Origin of the sequence: Comamonas sp. Z3 (assembly GCF_008121565.1) — a bacterium.
Classification (GTDB): Bacteria; Pseudomonadota; Gammaproteobacteria; order Burkholderiales; family Burkholderiaceae_C; genus Comamonas; species Comamonas brasiliensis.
In genome coordinates this window covers 49,330-71,570 of record NZ_VOQU01000007.1, presented here as the reverse complement: position 1 = coordinate 71,570, position 22,241 = coordinate 49,330, and the positions used below count along the sequence as shown (strand labels likewise).

Sequence of the window (22,241 nt, the reverse complement as noted above, 5' to 3'; positions counted from 1 at the left end):
CCCGGTTTGTTGTTGTGGTTTTTTGGCGGCGAGGAGGGTCAGGCAGTTGGCCAGGCCTCATCTCCGTAGAGCTGCGCCGCGCGGATGCCGGTGTCGATGCGGGTGATGGGCAGCGGCGGTGGCGTCAGCGACAGGCGCAGGCGCTGGTAGGTATCCTCGCTGGACAGGCCATAGGGCGCGGCATCTTGGTTGTCGAAGGCGAAGAATACCTGTTCGGCGCCATTCATGACCAGGGCCGCCAGGCACATGGGGCAGGGGTGGCCGCTGGCATAGATGGACAGGCCCGCCAGGCTGGGGTTGGCGCGCTGCTGCGTGCCCGCGCGTATTGCCTGCATTTCGGCATGGGTGCTGGGGTCGTGGCTGGCAATGATCTCGTTGACGCCGGTGGCAACGACTTCATTTCCCTGGGCGAGCACGGCGCCGAACGGGCGGCCGCCCTGAAGGCGGTTGGCATGGGCCAGGTTCACGGCCAGGCGCATCAGTTGTTGTGGGGTGGCGGAAGTTGGACTCATGGCGATGAAAGCTGTGGCGGCAGGCGCCGGATGCCTGATGCATCAGCGCCGCAACTGTTGTGTTTGAAAGAGGGCGGTGCGGCGCCCGGCGCCTTGCAGCGTACAACTGCAGGGCCATGCCGCTACCCGTCTGGAAAGCAAAGCTTATTTGCTCAGAGGGCGTTGACGGCCCATTAGTTCCGCCCAGGCCGAGCAGGCGAGCTCCACCTGCTGGCGTGCCGCCGGGCTGGCAGCCAGCATGCGTGCAAAGCCGTGGACCATGGCCGGGGCGCGCAAAAGCTGCAGCGGTGCGCCCAGTGCCTTGGCCTGATGGGCAAAGGCTTCGGCCTCGTCGCGCAGAATATCGTGGCTGGCCGTCATCAAAAGCGTGGGCGGCAAATGGACGATGGCTGCGCTGCTGCAGCCCGGCGTCAGCCATTGTGCGGCCTGGCCCTCGGGCCGGCCCAGTTCCTGCCAGTAGCGCTGCATGGCGGCGGGCGTGAGCCCGAAGCCTGTGGCAAAGCGGCGCATGCTGTCATTGTCCTGATCGGGCTGCAGCGGCGGGTAGAGCAGCAGCAGGCCAGCAATGCGGGCCGCATCGGTGGGGTGCTGAATCTGGCGCACCGCCGTTGCCAGTGCCAGATGGGCGCCAGCGCTATCGCCACCGAGCAGGACCTGGTCGGCCGCAAAAGGCAGCAGCCCGCGCATGTCGCTCAGCCACTGCAGCACGGTCATCACATCGTCCAGCGGTGCGGGAAAGCGGTTCTCCGGCGTGCGGCGGTAATGCACGGACAGCACCACATGGCTGGTGAACTGGGCCAGATGCTCGCACAGGTCGTCATGGGTGTTGAGATCGCCGACCATCCAGCCACCGCCATGCAGCCAGACCAGCGTCCGACCGCTGCCACAGCCTTGCCGGCGATAGCTGCGCATGCAGATCTCGCGGCCCTCGGCGGCCAGGAAATGCTCGGCCCTGGAGATGCCGGGCAGTGCCGAGCGAATCAATCCGGCCTGCAGTTCGCTGAGCAGGCGCCGGCGTTCCACATAGTCGAGCTGCGGGGTCGGCGTGTCTGTATCGAGCTGGGCAAAGCGCTGCAAGATGCGTCCCAGTGCCGGATCTATGGGCTGCGGAGGCAGGTCTTGGCGGTTGTCTGTACCGTCGTTCATGGCTGCGGGGCCTCAGTCAGCGCCGGTGCGCGATAGACCATGACCTTGAGGCTGCGCTCCTCGTCCACATCGGCAAATACGGCCGGGTTGGCCAGGCGCTCGACGAACTCCAGCTCGGGGGCGATTTCCGCCATCTGCCCGCGCAGGAAGTCCGTGCCGAGTTCGGGTGCGTTCAGGCACAGCAGGACCTGGCCGCCCGGCACCAGCAGATCGGGCAGGCGGCGCATCAGGCGCGCATAGTCCTTGGTGGCGATGAAGCTGCCTTTCTGGTAGCTGGGCGGGTCCACGACGATCAGATCGTACGGTCCGCTGCGGTTGATCTTGCCCCAGCTGCTGAAAATATCGTGGGCAGCAAAGCTGGCGCCGGCCTTGACGCCGTTGAGCTGATGGTTGTGCTGACCCGTGGCCAGAGCACCCTTGCTCATGTCCATATTCAGCACCTGGCCCGCGCCGGCCAGCTTGGCCACGACCGAGAACGCGCAGGTATAGGCAAACAGGTTGAGCACCTTCATGCGCGCGGGCCGCTCATGGGCCAGCACCTGCCGGCGCACCCACTCGCGGCCGGCGGCCATGTCGAGGAACAGGCCGTGGTTCTGCCCGCGTGCGATATGGATCAGATAGCGGGCGCCGTTCTCGGTCACCACATGCGGCTCGGGCAGCTCGCCGGCCATGATGCGGGTTTCGACCTTGCCGCCGCTTTCGCGGCTCTGGAAGGCCCAGGTCAGCGGCTGGCCTGCCGGGGCGATCTGCTGCCAGCGCTGCTCCAGCGCCTGACCGATCCGGCTTAGCTGTGCTTCTTCCAAGGGCGCAAAGCTGGTCAGCACGATGACGGGCGCAAAAGCGTCCAGCGAGATCTGTTCGCAGCCCGGATAGCGGCCGCCACGGCCATGAAAGATGCGCTGGGCATCGGTGGGGAAGGGCATCTGGGCAATGGCATCGAGCAGGGCTTGCATGGGGGAGCGCAGAACTAGCCCTGCAACCGGAGCCAGGGCATTGCGAATTGGTGATGAAAAGGGCGCCAGTGTATGCAGTTAGGGGCGTCTTTGTGCGGCTTGGCATCAATTCTGGCTGGATTGAGGGATGGCATTGTGAATGTCGGCCCTGGACAGGGTCTGTGCCCCTTTCTGATCGAGCCATGCGGACCAGAGCTCAATGGCATGTTGCTGATAGCTTCGCAGCTCTTGTTCCAGGCTCAATCTGGAGTGTGATGGCATGAGCTCTTCCGGCAGCAAGGGGTCCCGCAGCAGATGGGCTATAGCCGAGCGACCTAGCAGCAGCGATTCACGCACTGCGCTTGGCAGCGGCATGTCGTCCAGTCTTTGGTGGCTGCTGAGAATCACGCTGATCCAGTGCTTGTGGGCGGCCTCCAGTGCCTGCGTGTTCCAGAGCTTGCGTGCCTGGGCCTCGTGCAGCTTGTCAATCTGGTGAATCTGCATCAGACAACTGCCTGACGCGATGCCCAGTGATTCCAGCTCGACCTGGAACTCGGTGAACGTAATGCGCAGATTGTCGGGGCGTATATGCAGCTGAGGACCAAGCGATGCAAAGCCGCGCAAGCCCAGCGCGCGTTGATGACGGCGCCATAGAGATTTGTCCGCTTTGGAGGCGGATGCGTCCTGTAACGCAAGCCATTGCCCGTGCCAGGGCCGACGCAACTGCTCACGCCGGTGCCAGTTGTCCACGATATGGGCGAGATGAGAGGGCTGGAGCCGCGCCAGATACAGACCACGCCCGGGCCTGTCCACTTTACCGGCCGATATCAGGCGACTCAGGCAGACGCGGACCGCATTTTCCCCAATGCCGAACAAGGCTGCTGCCTGGGTGATGGCACGGGCGGAGAGCGGAATCGCACGTGCCACCAGCAGGTCCAGTATCAAGTCTGTAGCGCAAGGGCGTCTTGGCAGAACATTACATGATTTGTCCATGATGGAGAAATATTGAGAGCTTTACTAGCATGGGCGTCAAGCAAAAAAGGAGACAACGCATGCGGTTTGTGCAATTCGAAATCAATGGCCCAGTCTGCACCATCACCATGAATCGGCCTGACAAGCGAAACGCTGTTCACCGGCCCATGGCCCAGGAGCTGCGCGATGCCTTTTTGCGGTTTGAGCGCGATGAAGCACTGCATGTTGCGGTGCTGACCGGCAGCGCAGGGCATTTCTGTGCTGGCGCTGATCTGGCGGCAGTGGCTGACCCCGGGTTGCGCAACGAACTGGATTCCGAAGGCGGTGGAGGTGGTCCCATGGGTCCGACACGGCTTGAATTGAGCAAGCCGGTGATTGCGGCCATCAGTGGCTACGCGGTAGCAGGAGGGCTGGAGCTGGCGTTGCTGGCCGATCTTCGCGTGGTTGACGAGTCTTGTGTGTTCGGCGTCTTCTGCCGCCGGTGGGGAGTGCCGTTGATTGATGGGGGGACGGTGCGCCTGCCTCGGGTGGTGGGAATGGGTAGGGCGCTGGACATGATCTTGACCGGACGGCCCGTCAAGGCCGAGGAGGCTCTTTCCATGGGCCTGGCGAACCGGCTTGTGCCTGCCGGGCAGGCTTTGCAAGCGGCAAGGGCGCTGGCGCAGCAACTGGCCGCATTTCCCCAGCAGTGCATGCGCACCGATCGCGATTCTGCCTACGCGCAGTGGGACATGAGTCTTGCGGATGCCCTGCGCAGCGAGGGTCGCAAAGGGGTGCCGATGGTGGCTGCGGAGGGCGCTGGCGGCGCAGCGCACTTCACCCGAGGCGAGGGGCGTCATGGGCAGTTTTCGCGCTGATCGTTGACAAGGCTTGAGGCTGAAACAGGAGGAGATCACGATGTCGAGCCATCAGTGCGGCGGCATGCATGCAAGACAGCCCACTTATCTGGAGCTAATACGGCGCGGAGCACGCCAGCATGCGGATCGCGTAGCCGTGGTGTTTGGAGAGGAAAGCCTCAGTTTCTCCCAGGTCGACGCGCTGAGCAGCCAGCTTGCCCATGCCCTGTACTCACAGGGGATCAAGCAAAACGATCGCGTGGCATTGCTGCTGAACAATGGCTTGCTCAGCGTGCCGCTGGACTTCGCTTGCGTCAAGGCCGGACTCAATCGTGTGCCTCTGAATGCGCGCTTGTCTGTGGCTGAGCATGTGAAGATGCTCCAGGAGACAGGCTGCATCCACCTGATCTTTGGGGCAGGCCTGGAGCAGCGTGCTGCACAAATCAAGGCCGAGCTGCCCGCGCTTTGCTGCCTGGGGCTTGGTGCGGCCATGCCAGGTTCCGTGGATCTTGGTGCGCTGGCTAGCCGTCATCCCGCGCAAGGGCCGGACATCGAGGTGCAGCCCGACGATATCGTGCTGACGTTGTTCACGTCCGGAACCACCGGTACCTTGAAGGCTGCCCAGCATTCCCAGGCATCTTTTGCCAGCATCTGCCGCAATGTGCTGCTCAATCTGCTGCCGGCCACGGCGGATGACGCCATGCTGCATGCCGCCTCCCTGATTCACGCCAGTGGCGTGTTCGTGCTGCCGTTCTGGCTTCGCGGAGGGCGTACCGTCATTGTCTCGAGCTTTGAGCCGGGCCGGTTTCTGGCGGTACTGCAGGCGCAGCGCATCACCGCCATCAATCTGGTGCCGACCATGCTGCAGATGCTGCTGGAGCATCCGGATTTCACCAGAGTCAATGTCTCGGCGCTCAAGTATGTGATCTATGGCGCCTCACCCATGCCGCGCAGCGTGCTGCAAAAGGCCATGGAGCATTGGGGAACCCACCGCTTCTGGCAGTACTACGGGCAGACCGAGGCGCCTTTGTGCCTGGCGGTTCTGAGGCCCGAAGACCACACGCCTCAGCTCATGGGGTCGGCCTGCGGCCAGCCCTGTCTGGATGTCGAGCTGCGACTGTTGGACGAACAGGGGCGGGATGTGGCGCCGGGCGAGCCGGGTGAGATCACCGTCAGGGCACCGTCGGCGGTGCGCGGCTACTACAACGCCCCGCAACTCAATGAGGACACTTTTACCCCGGACGGCTGGGTGCGCACGCGAGACATGGGGCTGCTCGATGCCCAAGGTTTTCTGCATCTCAAGGATCGCAAGTCCGACATGATCATTACGGGCGGCTACAACGTCTATCCGCTGGAGGTCGAGAATGCCTTGCTCACCCATCCCGCGGTACGCGAATGCGTGGTGCTAGGGCTGCCGCATGACAAATGGGTCGAGGTCGTGACTGCGGCGGTTGTCCTCAGGGACGGGGCGCAGTCAAGCGAGCAGGAGCTGGTAGCCCATGTGGCGACGCAGCTGGCTTCGTACAAAAAACCACAGCAGGTGATTTTTGTGCAGGAGATTGCAAAGACGGCGGTGGGCAAGCTCAACCGCCGTGCCATGCGCGAGCGGCTCAAGCCTCAGTAGGCTACCCGTCGTACATCGAAAAAACAGCTTTCGGTGCCGCCAATGCCTTGCAGGCCGGCTTCGGCAGCGGCGCGGGCGGCTTTCATCCAGCGCTGGAAGGTGAGTTTGGCGTCATCGGTGATTTCCTCGGGCGGGGTGTCTTCCAGGCCTTGCACCAGAGACAGGGCCTGGCCGACCTGTTCTTCCCCGCCGAGCTGGCGGGCCAGCACGCGGGCATAGCGCGCCTCGGCTTGATGACGTTTGTCCTCGGGCAGTTCGGGGTAGTCGCACAGAGAGACGGTGAAATGGGCTTCTTGCATGTCCGTATATCCACAGTGTTTTGACTGTTTAAATATACAGTAATTAACTGTTTTTGTATCCAGCTCCTGGAAAATTTTTACGCCTCCCCAAAGACTGCGCTCTGTAGACTGTGTGCATGAATCACGCTGCTTCGCTGCCTTTTCCCGGTCATGCCTTGTTTGTCACGCGCATCGGTACCTGCGGACTGGCCTGGAATGCCGCTGCCGTCTGCGCCGTGCAACTGCCCGAGGCCAGCTGGGGCGAGACCCGGGAGCGCATGTTGCTGGGCCTGACCAAACGTCATGCGCTGCAGCCGCAGCGCGGGCCTGCGGTCTATGGCGCAGTGACCTCCATCTCCGCGGTTCCGGGTTTTGCACTGCAGGCCATGGCCGGGGTGCAGTGTCTGCTGGCCGGCCTGAGCTCGCGGAGCGAGCAGGGCTGGGCGCAACCCAGCGCGGAGGCTGTGGCTGCCGGCGTGCTGGGCGATCTGCGCCAGGCCTTTGCGCAAGAGTCGGCCCATGATTTGCCCGATCTGCAGCAGATCGCGCTTGATGAATTTGCCGTGCCTGCATTTCACAGCCGGGTCTATGCTTTCACGCGCGCCCTGGAGCCGGGCCGGACCAGCACCTATGGCGAGGTGGCGGCGGCACTGGGCGAGGCCGGTGCCGCGCGCGCCGTGGGCCAGGCGCTGGGCGCCAATCCGTTTGCACCGATTGTTCCCTGTCATCGCGTGCTGGCGGCGGGGCGGGCACCGGGCGGCTTTTCGGGCGGTCAGGGGGCGTTGACCAAGCTGCGCATGCTGGAGATCGAAGGTGGCGCCTGGGGCGGCACACAGTCGCTGTTTGCCGATTGAAGGCGCTGAATGCGATTTGCCGGGCTGCTGCCGGCAGACCCTGCAGGCAGCGCCAGCGCGGGCTCTGCCACCTGCGGGACAGCGCCGACACGCAGGTGACAACACCGGGGCGGAGGCGCCCGCACAATTCATGCAGCTTTTGACGGGCAGGCCTTGCAAGGCACTGCGCGCCCGGTTTGAACCTTGAAAACAAACAGGAGACATGAGAATGACACGTACGGTGCAGCAACTTTTCGATCTCTCGGGCAAGACGGCCCTGGTGACTGGTGGCTCGCGTGGCCTGGGTCTGCAGATGGCGCATGCGCTGGGCGAGGCCGGCGCGAAGATTCTGCTGAGCTCGCGCAAGGCCAAGGATCTGGAAGAGGCCGCAGCCGAACTCCAGGCCGCAGGCATAGAGGCCGACTGGGTTGCCGCCGACTGCTCGGACGAGGCCGATATCACGCGCCTGGCCAAGGAGGCCGTGCAGCGCCTCGGCCATGTGGACATCCTGATCAACAACGCCGGAGCCAGCTGGGGCGCCCCGGCTGAGGACCACCCGACGGCGGCCTGGGACAAGGTGATGAACCTGAATGTGCGCGGCTATTTTCTGCTGAGCCAGCAGATCGCCCGCCTGTCCATGCTGGAGCGCAAGAGCGGTCGCATCATCAATCTGGCATCAATCGCCGGCCTGGGCGGCAATCCCACGGGCATGAAGACCATTGCCTACAACACCTCCAAGGGCGCGGTCATCAATTTCACGCGCGCGCTGGCTGGCGAGTGGGGCGAGCACGGCATCACGGTCAACGCCATCTGCCCGGGCTTTTTCAAGACCAAGATGGCGGCCGTGCTGATCGAGACGCTGGGTGAGGACGAAATGCGTTCCCATGCCCCGCTGCGCCGCCTGGGTGACGACGAGGATCTCAAGGGACTGACGCTGCTCTATGCCAGCGATGCTGGCAAGCACATCACCGGCCAGTGGATGGCGGTGGATGGCGGGGTGAGCGCCCTGGTCGGAGGCTGAAGACCGGCCTGGCCGTGTTTTTGTCACGCGCCGGAGTTCGGGCCGGTCCGGCGTGTTTATATTCACGACTTGGCTGTCGCAGCGCGGTGCGCGGCGCTTCATTCTTCTGAAAGGTTTTGCGGTGTTGTCATTTGGTCCAGAAATTCCCTTTGTGCATGAACTTGGTTTCGTCCTGATCAAGGCGGAAAGCGGCGAATCCGAACTGCGCTACACACCGCGGCCCGAGCACCTGAATTCCTTCGGCGTCACGCATGGCGGCGCATCGATGACCTTGCTCGATGTGACCATGGCCGTGGCCGCGCGCAGCGTGGACTTCGAGCAGGGGGTTGTCACGATCGAGATGAAGAGTTCCTTCATGCAGGCGGCCAAGGGACCGCTGGTAGGCCAGGGCAAGCTGCTGCATCGCACCGGAAGCATGGCTTTCACCGAAGGCCGTATCTATGACGCGCAAGGACGCCTGTGCGTGCAGGCCACAGGCACTTTCAAGTACATGCAGCGCAGGCCTGCAGCCGAAGGCGGACTGAAAGCCCTGCCCACGGATTGAGTACAGATCGGCTGCTCTGTTTTTATGAGCAGCTACCGCCTTTCATATGGTTGTTTTGTATGTTATTGGCTGTAGGTGTGACGTATATCAAGCGCTTTCAGCTATGAAAATTGAGTTTCAAACAGGAGACGAAACATGACGGTCAATCAGCAGATCCTTCTGGACAACCGCCCGCAGGGCGAGGCGGTGGAGAGCAATTTCAAGCTGGTGCAGTCGCCGCTGCCCGCGGTGGGCGAGGGTCAGGTGCTGGTGCGCCACCACTATCTGAGTCTGGACCCTTACATGCGCGGTCGCATGAACGACTCCAAGAGCTATGCCCAACCCCAGCCGTTGGGCGAGGTCATGCAGGGCGGCACGGTAGGCGAGATTGTCGAGAGCCGCCACCCCAAGTTCAAGGCCGGCGACAAGGTGGTCGGCATGGGCGGCTGGCAGGAGTACTCGCTGCTCGACCCCAGCGTGCCCGGCGCGCTGCGCAAGGTCGACACCACCCATGTGCCGCTGTCCTACTATCTGGGTGCCGTGGGCATGCCGGGCGTCACGGCCTGGTATGGCCTGGTCAAGATCATCAACCCAAAGGCCGGTGAAACCATGGTCGTCAGTGCCGCGACTGGTGCCGTGGGCAGCGCCTTTGTGGCGCTGGCCAAGGCGCGCGGCTGCCGCGTGGTGGGCATTGCGGGCGGTGCCGAGAAATGCCGTTACGCCGTGCATGAGCTGGGCTTTGATGCCTGCATCGATTACCGCGAGCACCCCGATGTCAAGACCATGGCCAAGGCTTTGAAGGATGCCTGCCCCAACGGCATCGACGGCTATTTCGAGAACGTGGGCGGCTATATCTTCGACGCCGTGCTGCTGCGCACCAATGCCTTTGCGCGTGTGGCCCTGTGCGGAATGATTGCCGGCTATGACGGCCAGCCCCTGCCACTGGCCAACCCGGCGCTGCTGCTGGTCAACCGCATCAAGCTCGAAGGCTTTATCGTCAGCGAGCACATGGAAGTCTGGGGCGAGGCCCTGACCGAGCTGGGCGGCCTGGTGGCCGCCGGCAAGCTCAAGCCGCGCGAGACGATTTCTCAAGGTCTGGCCTCGGCGCCCGGCGCGTTTCTGGGACTGCTCAAGGGCAAGAACTTCGGCAAGCAGCTGGTGAAACTGATTTGACCCCCTGAGGCTGAAAAGTCACCCCCTGAGGCGCTTTGCCTGGGCGGCCCCGCGCCTTCCCCTAGCCGGGCGCCCCCTTTCTTTACGCGCTGCGCGCTAGTGAAGGGGGACAACATCCTCGCTGCGGGGCGGCGCGGCCGGCATAGGCCCTTGCTTGATGTTTCTCTTTGGGGCAGTGTCCATCTTCTGCATCGTGGGTGTATTCGTAGAAAAATATCCGGAGACAAGAATGATCACGAATTTCGTGGGAAAGACGGCGGTTCTGACGGGTGCGGGCTCTGGCTTCGGGCTGGAGTGCGCGCGCATGGGAGCCGCCAGAGGCATGAATCTGGTGCTGGTCGATGTGCAGCCGGAGGCGCTGGACAAGGCCGAGGCCGAGCTCAAGGCTGCCGGTGCCAAGGTGCTGGCGCGCAGGGTCGATGTGTCGGATGCGGCGCAGATGGAACGACTGGCTGCCGAAGTCAAGGAAACCTTTGGTGCGCCGCACTTCGTCTTCAACAACGCGGGCGTCGGTGCCGGCGGCCTGGTCTGGGAAAACACGGTGGCCGACTGGCAGTGGGTGCTGGGCGTCAATGTCTGGGGCGTGATCCATGGCGTGCGCCTGTTCACACCCATGATGCTGGAGGCCGCCAAGGCCGATCCCGCCTTCGAAGGCCATATCGTCAACACCGCCAGCATGGCCGGTCTGCTGGCGCCGCCGAACATGGGTATCTACAACGTCAGCAAGCACGCGGTGGTGTCGCTGACCGAGACGCTGTACCAGGACCTGGCCCTGGTCTCGGACCAGGTCAGCGCCAGTCTGCTCTGCCCCTTCTTCGTGCCCACGGGCATAGGTCACAGCGAGCGCAACCGTCCCCAGGGCCTGGAGGCGCAGCCTTTGACGGCCAGCCAGAAGATAGGTCAGGCCATGACCGACAAGGCCGTGGGCTCGGGCAAGGTCACGGCGACCGAGGTGGCGCAGAAGGTGTTCGATGCCATTGCGTCGGGCCAGTTCTATATCTACAGCCACCCGCAGGCCCTGGGCTCGGTGCAGGTGCGTCTGGAGGATGTGGTGCAGGGCCGCAACCCGACGGATCCGTTCGCGCACAAGCCCGAACTGGGCGAGAGCCTCAAGGCGGCGCTGCGCGCAGGCTGAGCGTGAGGGAGCTGAAAAAGCCTTGCCGCAGCGGCAAGGCTTTTTTCATGGCGCGGACGAAGTCTGGGGGCCGAGCTCGGCCTCGGTGGCCGGACGCACCAGGCGCAGCAGCAAGCCATTGCCCTTGCCCATATCAGGCACGGCCTGCAGCGTCTCGGTGTTGACCGCCCAGGCCTGCTGGGCCGAGAGGCCGGAGATGCTGCTGGATTTGTCCACCTGGGCGTAGTTGTAGGTGTTCAGGCGCTGGGCATTCACGGCGGCCGTGCCCGTCCAGTGCCAGTCGCGCGGCGCATTGGGAAAAAGTTCCGGGTTCAGGCCCTGGGGCTTGCTGCTGCGGTCGAGCAGGCGCTTGAGTTCGTTGACGCGCGGCAGGCGCCAACGCAGGTTTTCGGCCTTGTTGCGTTCTGCGGCATGGGTCATGGCCTGCTTGTAGCTGAAGACCTCGGCCTGGCCGCTGCAGGTCTTGCCATTCCAGCTCATGCCCTCGGCGCAGCGGGGCCATGCCAGCTTGGCGCGCGTGTCTATCACCATGTTCCCATCCGGTGAGGGCAGAAAAGCAGGGGCCGCTGCGGCGGGCTGCGCGCTGGCCGGCGGAGACGTCAGACATAGCGCAGTCAGCAGTAAAAAGGGCAGACGTGGGTAGAAACTTGCAGCAATCACGGCAATAGCAGGGAAGGGTAGTTGAGCCCATTGTGCTGGCTGTCCATGCAGTCATGGCCTGGATGACCGGGCCTAAAGCCTCGTAATTGACGGCTTAGGTAGAGGGGGAGGCTGGCCGGCGTGAGCCTGCACCGTCATGCAGGAAACCAGCGCCTGCTCAGCACATAAATCAAGTTACCACGACAATCACACCCCTATGCAAGCTTCTGTTTCCCTGCGCCTGGTTCTGATTCTCGGCCTGTTGTCGGCCATAGGGCCTTTCGCCATCGATATGTATCTGCCGGCCTTGCCACAGATCGGCGCCAGCCTGGATGCCCAGGTCGGTGCCGTGCAAGCCAGCCTGACCGCGTTCTTTCTCTCCATCGGTGTGGGCCAGCTGCTCTACGGCCCGGTCTCCGACATGCTGGGCCGCAAGCCGCCGCTGTATTTTGGCCTGACGGTGTTTGCCGCCGCCAGCGTGGGATGTGCGCTGGCACCCAATATCGAGACCCTGGTGGGGTTCCGCTTTGTGCAGGGTCTGGGCGCTGCAGCCTGCATGGCCGTGCCGCGTGCCGTGGTGCGCGACCTGCATACGGGCCACGCGGCCGCACGCATGATGTCGCTGCTGATGCTGGTCTTCAGCGTCTCGCCGATTCTGGCACCTCTGGCCGGCAGCGGCGTGATTGCCCTGGCCGGCTGGCGTGCCGTGTTTTGGGTCGTGGCCGCCGCAGCCATGCTGGGCTTGATCGCCACCTGGCGCGGCGTGGAGGAAACCCGCAGCGCCGAGGCGCGGCTGGACAGCAGCCTGGGCGGCGCACTCAAGGCCTATCTGAGCCTGTTGCGTGACTGGCATTACCTGGGCCTGGTGTTCATCGGCGGCTGCGCCATGGCGGGCTTTTTTGTCTACCTGGCGGGCTCGCCGTTTGTGCTCATCAACTACTACGGCCTCTCGTCCACGCAGTACAGCATGGCGTTCGCACTCAACTCCATCGCCTTCATCGGTGCGGCGCAACTGACGGGGCGGCTGGGTCAGCGCTTTGGCCTGGTCAATGTGGTCAAGGCCGCAGCTTCTGCCTCGGGCGTGACCATGGCTGCATTGCTGGTCTATTACCTGCTGGGCGGCGAGCAGCTGACGGTGCTGATCGTGCTGTACTTCATCGCCAGTGCCTTCATGGGTCTGGTGATTCCCACGACCTCGGTGCTGGCCCTGGAGGAGCACGGCGAGATTGCCGGAACCGCCTCGGCCTTGCTGGGCACGCTGCAGATGCTGAGCGGCGCGGCGGCCATGCAGATCGTGGGGCATTTTTCCAACGGCAAGCCCCTGCCCATGGTGGTGGGTATGGCGACCGGAGCCCTGGTGGGCGTGGCGCTGACCTGGATCACGCTGGGCCGTGTACACCGAGTTGCCCATGACTGAGAGCGCTGCCCAGACTCCTGCCGCCTACGACGGCCTGCCCGATGGCGCACGCGGCCGCGCCATGCTGGTCATCATTCTGGGACTGACGCTGTCGGTGCTGGACAGCAGCATCGTCAATTTGGCCTTGCCCGCCATTGCGCGCGAGCTGCAGGCGAGCTCTGCGCTGACGCTGTGGGTGGTCAACGCCTATCAGCTTGCCGGTCTGGTGCTGCTGCTGCCGCTGGCGGCACTGGGTGAGCGCCTGGGTTACCGGCGCATCTATCTGCTGGGCATGACGGTGTTTGTCATTGCCTCGGTGGCGGCCACGCTGGCCAGCTCGCTGGCCACTCTGATTGCGGCGCGTGTGTTTCAAGGCATGGGTGCGGCCGGCATCATGAGCGTGAATGCCGCGCTGGTGCGATTGACCTATCCGCGCGCCATGCTGGGACGCGGCATGGCCATCAATTCGCTGGTGGTGGCGACCTCGTCCATGGCCGGGCCTTCGGTGGCCGCGGCCATCCTGTCGGTCGCCAACTGGCCCTGGCTGTTTGCCATCAATGTGCCGCTGGGCCTGATCACCTTGTGGATGGGACGCAAGGCGCTGCCGGCCAACCCCGTGGTGCGCAAGGATGGCGAGCCGATCGCGGCGCTTGACGTATTGCTCAATATTCTGATGTTCACCCTGCTTTTCCTGGGCGGTGAGCAACTGGGCGTGCGCATGGGGCAGGGCGCTGCGGGCAGTTCCCTGATGCCTTCGGGCTGGTGGCTGCTGGGCGCCGGGCTGGTGGTCGGCTATGTGTATCTGCGCCGTCAGTGGCACAGGACAGCTCCGTTGTTTCCGGTCGATCTGATGCGCATTCCCGTGTTCCGCTTGTCGATGTGCGGCTCGGTCTCGGCCTTCTGCGCGCAGATGCTGTCCTATCTGGCCCTGCCATTCCTGCTGCTGGAGGCTCGCGGCCTGTCTCCCATGGAGGCCGGCATGCTGATCACGGCCTGGCCGCTGGCCACCATGCTCACGGCCCCGGTAGCCGGGCGTCTGATTGGCAAGTATCCCGACGGGCTGCTGGGCGGTATCGGCATGGCCATGTTTGCCTGCGGACTGTGGCTGCTGGCGGCCATGCCCATCGACGTCGCGCACTGGGATATGGTCTGGCGCATGCTGCTGGCGGGCAGCGGCTTTGCGCTCTACCAGTCACCCAACAATCACACCATCGTCACTTCGGCCCCCATGTCGCGCAGCGGCGCGGCAGGCGGCATGCTGAGCTCGGCCCGCATGACAGGGCAGACGCTGGGTGCCGTGGTGCTGGCCACCATCTTTGCCATCTCGGGCGGGCATGGTGGCAATGCTGAACTGCTGGCGCTGGCCGTGGCCGGCGGCTTTGCGGCATTGGCCGGGGTTTTCAGCATGCTGCGGGTACGCCCGGGCAAGTCGCAGCATTGATTTGGCAGCAAGAGCGGCTGCCGTGCTGATATTGATGGCACAGCCGACCATCGATTGCGCAGTGCGGCGGGGGCCGGCTCTAGTCCGTTATGAGGTGGAGCCTTGCTGCCAAGGCTTTCTAAAGTGATGCCGCCAAGTCGATGGCGCAGCATGTCTTGTGTGCCTGTGTGGCAGAAGAATGGCAGGCGGGTGATTGCCGGCATGCCATTGCGCTCTTGGCAGCTTTACATTTTATTAATATTGTCGGCGCACAATGTTGACAAGTTCCTTAGTTCAGACCGTTCCACGTATGAAGATTGACCAGTCCGCTTCGCCGAGACCGCGCCGAGAGGCGCATTTTTCTTGCCTGCCCGGTGCAGGCCGGCAGCGGCATCGCCAGCAGCGCTGGACGCTGGCTGTGGGCGCCATGCTGATCGCTGCGGCGCTGGCGGGTTGCTCCAAGCCCGAGGCGGAGCAAAAAGGCCAGGCCAAGTCCGAGCCCAAGGTCGGAGTGGTCACCTTGCAGTCCCAAAGCCAGCAGCTGGATGCCAGTCTGCCAGGGCGTACTCGGGCTTTCATGACGGCCGAAGTGCGTCCCCAGGTCTCGGGCATCATCCAGCAGCGCCTGTTCACCGAAGGCGCTCAGGTCAAGCAGGGCCAGCAGCTCTACCAGATCGATGCCGCATCGCTGAAGGCTGCCGAGGCCAGTGCGGCGGCAGCCGTGGCCAAGGCCGAAGCCAGCCAGCGCACGCTGGCGGCCACGGCGCGGCGCAATGCCGAGCTGGTCAAGATCGACGCCATCAGCAAGCAGGCCTTTGACGAAAGCCAGGCGGCGGCAGCCCAGTCCGCTTCTGACGTGGCGGTGGCCAAGGCGAACCTGGAAACCGCGCGCATCAATCTCAAGTACAGCCGTATCGAGGCGCCGATCAGCGGACGCATCGCTTTGTCTGCCGTCACGCCCGGCGCGCTGGTCACGGCCAGCCAGGCCACTGCGCTCACCACCATCGTGCAGTTGGACCCGATGTATGTGGACTTCACCCAGTCCAGCTCCGACCTGATGCAGCTCAAGCGAGATCTGGAGTCCGGCCGCTACCAGAAGGTGGAAGGCAACAAGATTCCCGTGCGCATCCAGCTTGACGACGGCAGCGACTACCCGCATCAGGGCAAGCTGGCCTTTGCCGGCGTGATCGTCAACGACACGACCGGCACGCTGACCTTGCGCGCCGAGGTGCCCAATCCCGACGGCATGCTCATGCCCGGCATGTATGTGAAGGCCCTGCTGCCGACGGCCCTGGCACCCGATGCCTTGCTGGTGCCGCAGCAGTCGGTGACCCGCGATCTGACCGGACGCGCCAATGTCATGGTCGTCAAGGACGGCGATGTGGTTGAAAAGCGCGATGTGGAACTCGATCGCGCCGTGGGTGCTTTCTGGCTGCTCAAGACGGGCCTGAAAGCCGGCGAGCGTGTGATGGTGGATGGCTTTCAGCGCATCAAGCCCGGCGACAAGGTCCAGACCGTGGAAGTGGATCTGAAGGCCAAGGCCGAGCGCAAGAGCCAGCGTGGCGAGCCGCCCGTCCAGGCCGCTGCCGATGCGCCTGCCAAGAAGTAAGCAAGGCAGGCGACACACATGGCTCAGTTCTTCATCAACCGGCCCATCTTTGCGTGGGTCATCGCCATCATCATCATGCTGGCAGGGGCTTTGTCGATCAAGCTGCTGCCGCTGGAGCAGTACCCCGAGATCGCTCCGCCCAGGGTGACCATCGGCGCCCAGTACACGGGCGCTTCGGCGGAGACGGTCGAAAACTCGGTGACGCAGATCATCGAGCAGCAGATCAAGGGCATCGACAACATGCTCTATATGAGCTCGACCAGCAATGCCTCCGGTCAGGCCCGTATTACCCTGACCTTTGCTCCGGGCACCAATGTCGACGTGGCCCAGGTGCAGGTGCAAAACAAGATCCAGGGCGCGGTCAACCGCCTGCCGGACTCCGTGAAGACGCGTGGCGTCTTCATCAACAAGGGCGGCCAGGATTTTCTGGTCACCTACAGTTTCTATTCGCCCGATGAGGCTGTGACCGCCGTGGACATCGGCGACTACATCAACAGCAATCTGGTGGACATCATCGGGCGCATCGAAGGCGTCGGTGACATCAACGTCTTCGGTACGCCCTATGCGATGCGCATCTGGATGGACCCGGCCAAGATGGAGAAATACGGGCTGATTCCCTCCGATCTGAGCAGCGCGCTCAACGCGCAAAATGCCCAGGTCTCGGCGGGTCAGCTGGGCGCTTTGCCGGCGGTGCAGAACCAGCAGCTGAACGCGACCATTACGGCGCGTACCAAGCTCAAGACCGTGGAACAGTTCGAGAACATCGTGCTCAAGTCCTCGAATGACGGCTCTGTCGTCACCATCAAGGACGTGGCACGGGTGGAGCTGGGGGCCGACAACCTGTCCATTCAGGCCAAGCTCAACGGCATGCCGGGCGCAGGCATGGGCATCATCCTGGCCGACGGTGCCAACGCCATGGCGGTGTCGGATGCCGTGGCCGCCAAGCTGGCAGAGCTCAAGCCCTTTTTCCCCAACCAGATCGACTATTTCGTGAGCTCGGACTCCACGCCCTTTGTGCGGGCCTCGATCAGCGAAGTGGTGCATGCGCTGGGCGAGGCCATGGTGCTGGTGGTGATAGTGATGTTCGTGTTCCTGCAGAACTTCCGTGCCACGCTGATCCCCGCCATTGCCGTGCCGGTGGTGCTGCTGGGCACCTTCGGCGTGCTGTCCGTTGCGGGTTTCTCCATCAATACCCTGACGATGTTTGCCATGGTGCTGGCCATCGGCCTGCTTGTTGACGATGCCATCGTGGTGGTCGAGAACGTGGAGCGGGTGATGCACGAGACGGGCAAGTCTCCCAAGGAGGCGACGCGCCAGTCCATGAAGGAAATCACGCCCGCGCTGGTCGGCATCGGGGTCACGCTGTCGGCGGTATTCGTGCCCATGGCCTTTTTTGGCGGCTCGACCGGTGTGATCTATCGCCAGTTCTCCATCACCATCGTGGCGGCCATGGCGCTTTCCGTGTTCGTGGCCCTGACGCTGACGCCGGCGCTGTGCGCGACGCTTCTGAAGGCCCCGGATCGCGGTCACGGAGATGGCCACGAGCGCCCCATACGCTCCGGGGGGCTGGGCATCAACGACCGGTTCTTCCGCTGGTTCAACCGCAATTTTGATGCCGCGGCCAACCGCTACCAGAGCACCGTGGCTTTCAGCCTGGGCCGGACCAAGCGCATGATGCTGATCTTCCTGGCCGTGCTGGCCGCGGTCTGGTTGCTGATGGCCAAGCTGCCCACCTCGTTCCTGCCGGACGAGGATCAGGGATTTGTCTATGTCAACGTCAATCTGCCGTCGGGTGCTTCGGATGCCCGTCTGCAGGAAGTGCTTGACCAGGTGCGCGAGTATCTGGCCAAGCAGCCGGACGTGATCAGCTTCAACCAGGTTTCGGGCCTCAACGGCGACCAGAGCTCGGCGCGCGGCTTCATTCGTCTGAAGCCCTGGAGCATGCGTCCGCTGCCTTCGCAATCGGCCGCGGCCATTGCGAACAAGGCGACCAAGGATCTGGCCGGCATCCGTGATGCGCGCGTGCAGGTGGTGTTGCCGCCTGCAGTGCGCGGCCTGGGTTCGAGCTCGGGCTACAACTTCATGATCAAGGACATCAACGGTGTCGGCCATGAAGCGCTGCTCGCCGCCCGTGATCAGGTGCTTGGCGAAATGCGTGCCAACAATCTGCTGACGGCTGTGCGCACCACCAATCTGGAAGACGCCAGCGAACTGCGCGTGGATGTGGATGACCGCAAGGCTGCCGCTCTGGGGCTGGCGTACAGCGACATCAACAGCGTGCTCTCCAGCGCCATGGGCGGCACCTATGTGAACGACTTCCTGAACAACGGCCGCGTCAAGCGTGTCTACATCATGGGCGATGCCCAGTACCGCATGCTGCCCACCGATATCGCCAAATGGACGGTGCGCAACAACAAGGGCGAGATGGTGCCGTTTGGCGCGTTCTCCAAAACCTACTGGGCCTATGGTTCGCCTCAGCTGCTGCGCTATAACGGCAGCCCGGCCTATGAGTTTGAAGGCCGTGCCGCAGCGGGCATCAGCTCGGGTACCGCCATGGAGACGGTGGAAGACATCCTGAAGAAGCTGCCCAACGGCATTGCCTACGAATGGACGGGAGCTTCCTTGCAGGAGCGCCAGTCCGGTGCGCAGGCACCCATGCTGTATGCCATCTCGATTCTGTTCGTCTTCCTGTGCCTGGCCGCACTCTATGAAAGCTGGACGGTGCCGCTGTCGGTGATGCTGGCCGTGCCGCTGGGCGTGGTGGGCGCGCTGCTGGCGACCTATACCCGTGGCCTGACCAACGACGTGTATTTCCAGGTCGGCCTGCTCACCACCGTGGGTCTTGCGGCGAAGAACGCGATCCTGATTGTGGAGTTTGCAGTACAGCTGCAGGAGCAGGGCAAGAAGCTGTTCGATGCGACGGTGGAAGCCGTGCGTCTGCGACTGCGTCCCATCCTGATGACTTCTCTGGCCTTTGGTTTCGGCGTGATCCCGCTGGCCATCGGCACCGGCGCTGGCGCTGGTGGTCGCAACGCCATCGGCACGGCCGTGCTGGGCGGCATGGTGGCATCGACGGTGCTGGGTATCTTCCTCGTGCCGGTGTTCTTCCTGCTGGTGCGCAGCTGGTTCAAGAGCCGCTCGCGCAGCGATGAAGCGGCTGACGTCAACAAGGAGAGCGCGGCATGAGGCGCCCGAGCATGAAATTTTCGACCATGGCCATTGCGGCAGTAACGGCTTTGCTGGCGGGCTGCAACCTGGCTCCGGCCTATAGAGCGCCTGATCTGCCCGTGCCCGAGACTGTCTCCGGCAACGCCGTGCCGGCCAAGGCCAGCGAGGCAGCGCTGCAACAGGCCCAGGCGCTGCAATGGTTGCAGTCGCCGCAGCTGCGCGAGGTGGTGGCGCTGGCGCTGAGCAACAATCGCGATCTGCGCGTCGCGCTGGAAAACATCGAGAAGGCGCGCGCCCAGTACGGAATCACAAGAGCCGATCTGCTGCCGGGCATCACGGCCCAGGCGCAGAGCAATCGCACCCGCACCGCAGGGGATCTGACGACGGCAGGGCGCTCCAGCGTCACCGAGCAATACACGGCCCAGCTGGGTTTCGCCAGCTACGAGCTGGACCTGTGGGGACGCATCCGCAATCTGAGCGAAGCCTCGTTGCAGCAGTTTCTGCAAAGCCAGGACAACCGGCGCAATGTGCAGATCGGTCTGGTGGCTGATGTCGCCAATGCCTGGCTGACGCTGGCGGCCGATCAGGCGCGCCTGCAGCTGGCCAGGGACACGCTGGACGGCCGCATCAAGGCTTTCGAGCTGACTCGGCGCATGCATGAGCTGGGTTCGACCTCCGGCCTGGTGCTGGCCCAGAACCAGACCACGGTCGATACGGCGCGCGGTGACGTGGCGAGTTATACCTCTCAGGTCGACAGAGACCGCAATGCCCTGCAGTTGCTGGTGGGCGGTCCGGTGCCTGCGCAACTTCTGCCCACTGCCCAGACCCTGACGGGCGCGGCGGACACGGCAGCTCTCAAGGTCGTGCCTGTGCCTTTGCCTTCATCGGTGCTGCTCAAGCGCCCGGATGTGCAGGCTGCGGAACGCAATCTGCAGGCCATGAATGCCAATATCGGCGCAGCCAGAGCGGCGCTGTTTCCCAGCATCACGCTCACCGGCAGTGTCGGTACCGGAAGCAACGAGCTGGACCGCCTGTTCGGCAACAACAACAGCACCTGGAGTTTCATCCCTCTGGTCAAGCTGCCGATTTTTGATGGCGGCCGCAACCGCGCCAATGTACAGGTAGCCGAGAGCAATCAGCGCATTGCACTGAGTCAGTACGAGAAGTCTGTGCAGACCGCCTTCAAGGAGGTGGCGGATGTGCTGGCCGACCGTGCCCAGTGGGGCGAGCGGCTGGACGCCCAGACCAGCATGGTGGCCAATACGCAAAAAGCCTTTGATTTGTCGAATGCTCGCTTCAAGGCCGGTGTGGACAACTATCTGACGGTGCTGGATGCGCAGCGCAGCCTCTATACCGCGCAGCAGACCTTGATAGGCCTGCGCCTGTCGGAGCAGCTCAACCGCGTGACCCTGTGGAAGGCACTGGGTGGAGAAGAGGCGCCACAGCCGGGTTGATGGGTGAACGCGCTCCTGAAACAAAGCCGCAGTCCGAGAGACTGCGGTTTTTTTGATAGCTACTAGCGCTTTACGAGTAAGCGATTGGCCGGATTTGATTGAAATTCTGGCGCGCCAACACTCAAGGTATCTTGAACAGCAGGGTAACCTGGAGCCGGAACAGGGTTCCGGCATTCATGGGCACTTCGGGATGAATGACGGTGTTGTTCATCATGGCCAGCCACAGCGGCGCAAGCAGCAATTCCGGGTGCTGCACCAGCTCCGGTGCCTTGAGCTCTCCACGTTTGGCGGCCAGCTGCGCGAGCCGGGTGAAATGCTCGAGCAAGGCGTCGTGGACATAGCGACGATACATCTGCGCCAGCAGCGGAAACTCCAGGCCTTCGGCGACGACCAGTCTGGCCGTGGCAGAGCGGCCGCTGCTGTCTATGACCTCCGCAGCGGCGCCCACGGTGCGCAGCAGATATTCGCCCACCGATTCATGCTCGTGCATGGGGCTGGACTGCAAGGCCACGGCGGCCGAGGCGATATGTGTCTGGATGACAGCTTCGAACAGGGCTTCCTTGCTGTCGAAATAGCGAAACAGCGTGACCTTTGACAGTCCCGCGCGCTGTGCCACCGAAGCCGTGGTGCCACGCGCATAGCCGTGTTCCAGAAATTCTGCAAACGCAGCCGCCACGATGGAGCGGCGCGTGGCCTGGGTCTTTTGCGGACTGGGGCCGCGAGGCGTGCGCTTGGGACGTGCGGTGTCTGGTTCAATCATGGACGCAAGAGCTGGTGAAGTCGCAGACTATGCCTGCTTGGGAGCGCGCATCGCAGAAAAGCATGCGCACTCAATGATGGCACATTTATACAAGCCGATTCGAAGGCCCCATTCTTGACTTTGTCTGGAGCCTGTCCTGCGCGGAATGATGCGGGCAAACCCTGGCTTTTCTAAAAAATGCCCAAAGCCAGCCCGGCGGCCAGCGACTGGCCCAATTCTTCGCAGCGCTGGAGATCGGTGGCCGGGATCTGCTTGGGGGCCAGTATGGCCTCCGGTGTCTGGGCATGGGTGCAGATGATGAGCGGCTCCGCCACGGCCTTCAGACGCCAGCCGGTGGCAATGCGTTCCATCTGTCTGGCTGCGTTATGACCGTCACTGCCCGCACAGACCAGACTGGCATAGGGGCGGCCCTGTACCCGGTCGAGCACGCCGTAATAGCTTCGGTCGAAAAAATCCTTCATGAGGCCGCTGATGGCCGCCAGATTCTCCGGCGTCGCAAACAGATAGCCCTGGGCCTGCAACAGGTCTTGCGGGCCGGCCTCGGTCGCATGCAGCAGGCGGACCTGCACGGATGCTTCCTGGCGGGCGCCGGCACTGGCGGCTTCGACCATCTGGAGCGTGCCGCCCGTCAGGGAGTGGTAGATGATCAGCAGGGTCGGGCGTTGGGACATGGTTGCTCTGTTGCCGGTGGAAAAACCTTGTTACTCACTCGCCTGCAGGCGGAAATAACCGGGTTCCGCACTGTGGTTCTGCTTGATTGTTGCAGAAAAGATACAAATTGTCGTGGTTTGTGATGAGGCCGGAATAGGA

At 63.4% G+C, this 22,241-nt stretch carries 20 protein-coding genes; 12 read left to right on the top strand and 8 right to left on the bottom strand.

What is annotated here, in order from left to right; all coding sequences use genetic code 11:
• Positions 1-38 precede the first annotated feature (38 nt).
• The 4 genes from FSY59_RS20020 to FSY59_RS20005 all read right to left on the bottom strand — a co-directional run bounded on the left by FSY59_RS20020 (position 39) and on the right by FSY59_RS20005 (position 3,535).
• Positions 39-479 carry a nucleoside deaminase gene (locus FSY59_RS20020; RefSeq protein WP_148729656.1) on the bottom strand — a complete coding sequence of 147 codons (441 nt, stop codon included), beginning with the start codon at positions 477-479 and terminating at the stop codon, positions 39-41.
• A 177-nt stretch (positions 480-656) separates the two neighbouring features.
• On the bottom strand, positions 657-1,658 hold the full coding sequence (locus tag FSY59_RS20015; protein WP_148729508.1) for an alpha/beta hydrolase: 1,002 nt from the start codon (positions 1,656-1,658) through the stop codon (positions 657-659).
• Positions 1,655-2,611 (bottom strand): class I SAM-dependent methyltransferase, encoded by a 957-nt coding sequence (locus FSY59_RS20010; RefSeq protein WP_050871640.1) that lies wholly within the window; start codon positions 2,609-2,611, stop codon positions 1,655-1,657. The genes FSY59_RS20015 and FSY59_RS20010 overlap by 4 nt, the downstream gene beginning before the upstream one ends.
• A 105-nt stretch (positions 2,612-2,716) precedes the next feature.
• The gene (locus FSY59_RS20005) at positions 2,717-3,535 is read right to left on the bottom strand and encodes a PaaX family transcriptional regulator C-terminal domain-containing protein (protein WP_019043653.1); all 819 of its coding nucleotides are present in this window, start codon (positions 3,533-3,535) and stop codon (positions 2,717-2,719) included.
• 107 nt (positions 3,536-3,642) lie between these two features.
• Here FSY59_RS20005 and FSY59_RS20000 point away from each other — a divergent pair, with 107 nt between their 5' ends.
• The gene (locus FSY59_RS20000; protein WP_029158673.1) at positions 3,643-4,419 is read left to right on the top strand and encodes a crotonase/enoyl-CoA hydratase family protein; all 777 of its coding nucleotides are present in this window, start codon (positions 3,643-3,645) and stop codon (positions 4,417-4,419) included.
• Between the two features lie 40 nt (positions 4,420-4,459).
• Complete coding sequence (locus tag FSY59_RS19995; RefSeq protein WP_148729507.1) at positions 4,460-6,022, top strand: class I adenylate-forming enzyme family protein; 1,563 nt, start codon at positions 4,460-4,462, stop codon at positions 6,020-6,022.
• On the opposite strand, the gene FSY59_RS19990 is transcribed toward FSY59_RS19995, so the two are convergent.
• The gene (locus tag FSY59_RS19990) at positions 6,016-6,321 is read right to left on the bottom strand and encodes a hypothetical protein (protein WP_003054262.1); all 306 of its coding nucleotides are present in this window, start codon (positions 6,319-6,321) and stop codon (positions 6,016-6,018) included. The genes FSY59_RS19995 and FSY59_RS19990 overlap by 7 nt on opposite strands.
• A gap of 116 nt (positions 6,322-6,437) precedes the next feature.
• Here FSY59_RS19990 and FSY59_RS19985 point away from each other — a divergent pair, with 116 nt between their 5' ends.
• The 5 genes from FSY59_RS19985 (at position 6,438) to FSY59_RS19965 (ending at position 10,985) form a co-directional block, all read left to right on the top strand.
• Positions 6,438-7,154 (top strand): methylated-DNA--[protein]-cysteine S-methyltransferase, encoded by a 717-nt coding sequence (locus tag FSY59_RS19985; RefSeq protein WP_003054263.1) that lies wholly within the window; start codon positions 6,438-6,440, stop codon positions 7,152-7,154.
• Between the two features lie 208 nt (positions 7,155-7,362).
• A complete protein-coding gene (locus tag FSY59_RS19980) occupies positions 7,363-8,154 on the top strand; it encodes an SDR family oxidoreductase (protein WP_003054264.1) in 792 nt (263 codons plus the stop codon).
• 121 nt (positions 8,155-8,275) lie between these two features.
• Complete coding sequence (locus tag FSY59_RS19975) at positions 8,276-8,698, top strand: PaaI family thioesterase (RefSeq protein WP_029158675.1); 423 nt, start codon at positions 8,276-8,278, stop codon at positions 8,696-8,698.
• Between the two features lie 135 nt (positions 8,699-8,833).
• Positions 8,834-9,850: an NADP-dependent oxidoreductase gene (locus FSY59_RS19970; RefSeq protein WP_003054266.1), complete on the top strand. Its 1,017-nt coding sequence runs from the start codon at positions 8,834-8,836 to the stop codon at positions 9,848-9,850.
• 229 nt (positions 9,851-10,079) lie between these two features.
• On the top strand, positions 10,080-10,985 hold the full coding sequence (locus FSY59_RS19965; RefSeq protein ID WP_148729506.1) for an SDR family oxidoreductase: 906 nt from the start codon (positions 10,080-10,082) through the stop codon (positions 10,983-10,985).
• 45 nt (positions 10,986-11,030) lie between these two features.
• Here the strand turns inward: FSY59_RS19965 and FSY59_RS19960 are convergent, their stop codons facing one another.
• A complete protein-coding gene (locus FSY59_RS19960) occupies positions 11,031-11,516 on the bottom strand; it encodes a DUF1566 domain-containing protein (RefSeq protein WP_003054269.1) in 486 nt (161 codons plus the stop codon).
• A gap of 325 nt (positions 11,517-11,841) precedes the next feature.
• On the opposite strand from FSY59_RS19960, the gene FSY59_RS19955 reads away from it, so the two are divergent.
• From FSY59_RS19955 to FSY59_RS19935, 5 genes are all read left to right on the top strand, one after another.
• The gene (locus tag FSY59_RS19955) at positions 11,842-13,041 is read left to right on the top strand and encodes a multidrug effflux MFS transporter (protein ID WP_034400501.1); all 1,200 of its coding nucleotides are present in this window, start codon (positions 11,842-11,844) and stop codon (positions 13,039-13,041) included.
• Entirely contained in the window at positions 13,034-14,461 is a 1,428-nt protein-coding gene (locus FSY59_RS19950; RefSeq protein WP_003054273.1) for an MFS transporter, read from the top strand. The genes FSY59_RS19955 and FSY59_RS19950 overlap by 8 nt, the downstream gene beginning before the upstream one ends.
• 289 nt (positions 14,462-14,750) lie before the next feature.
• Positions 14,751-16,049 (top strand): efflux RND transporter periplasmic adaptor subunit, encoded by a 1,299-nt coding sequence (locus FSY59_RS19945; protein ID WP_148729505.1) that lies wholly within the window; start codon positions 14,751-14,753, stop codon positions 16,047-16,049.
• 18 nt (positions 16,050-16,067) lie between these two features.
• Complete coding sequence (locus tag FSY59_RS19940) at positions 16,068-19,235, top strand: efflux RND transporter permease subunit (protein ID WP_148729504.1); 3,168 nt, start codon at positions 16,068-16,070, stop codon at positions 19,233-19,235.
• On the top strand, positions 19,232-20,671 hold the full coding sequence (locus FSY59_RS19935; protein ID WP_029158677.1) for an efflux transporter outer membrane subunit: 1,440 nt from the start codon (positions 19,232-19,234) through the stop codon (positions 20,669-20,671). The genes FSY59_RS19940 and FSY59_RS19935 overlap by 4 nt, the downstream gene beginning before the upstream one ends.
• A gap of 121 nt (positions 20,672-20,792) precedes the next feature.
• On the opposite strand, the gene FSY59_RS19930 is transcribed toward FSY59_RS19935, so the two are convergent.
• Both FSY59_RS19930 and FSY59_RS19925 read right to left on the bottom strand, forming a co-directional pair.
• Entirely contained in the window at positions 20,793-21,431 is a 639-nt protein-coding gene (locus FSY59_RS19930; RefSeq protein WP_003054281.1) for a TetR/AcrR family transcriptional regulator, read from the bottom strand.
• A gap of 170 nt (positions 21,432-21,601) precedes the next feature.
• Positions 21,602-22,102: a flavodoxin family protein gene (locus FSY59_RS19925; protein ID WP_019043662.1), complete on the bottom strand. Its 501-nt coding sequence runs from the start codon at positions 22,100-22,102 to the stop codon at positions 21,602-21,604.
• Between the last annotated feature and the right edge of the window lie 139 nt (positions 22,103-22,241).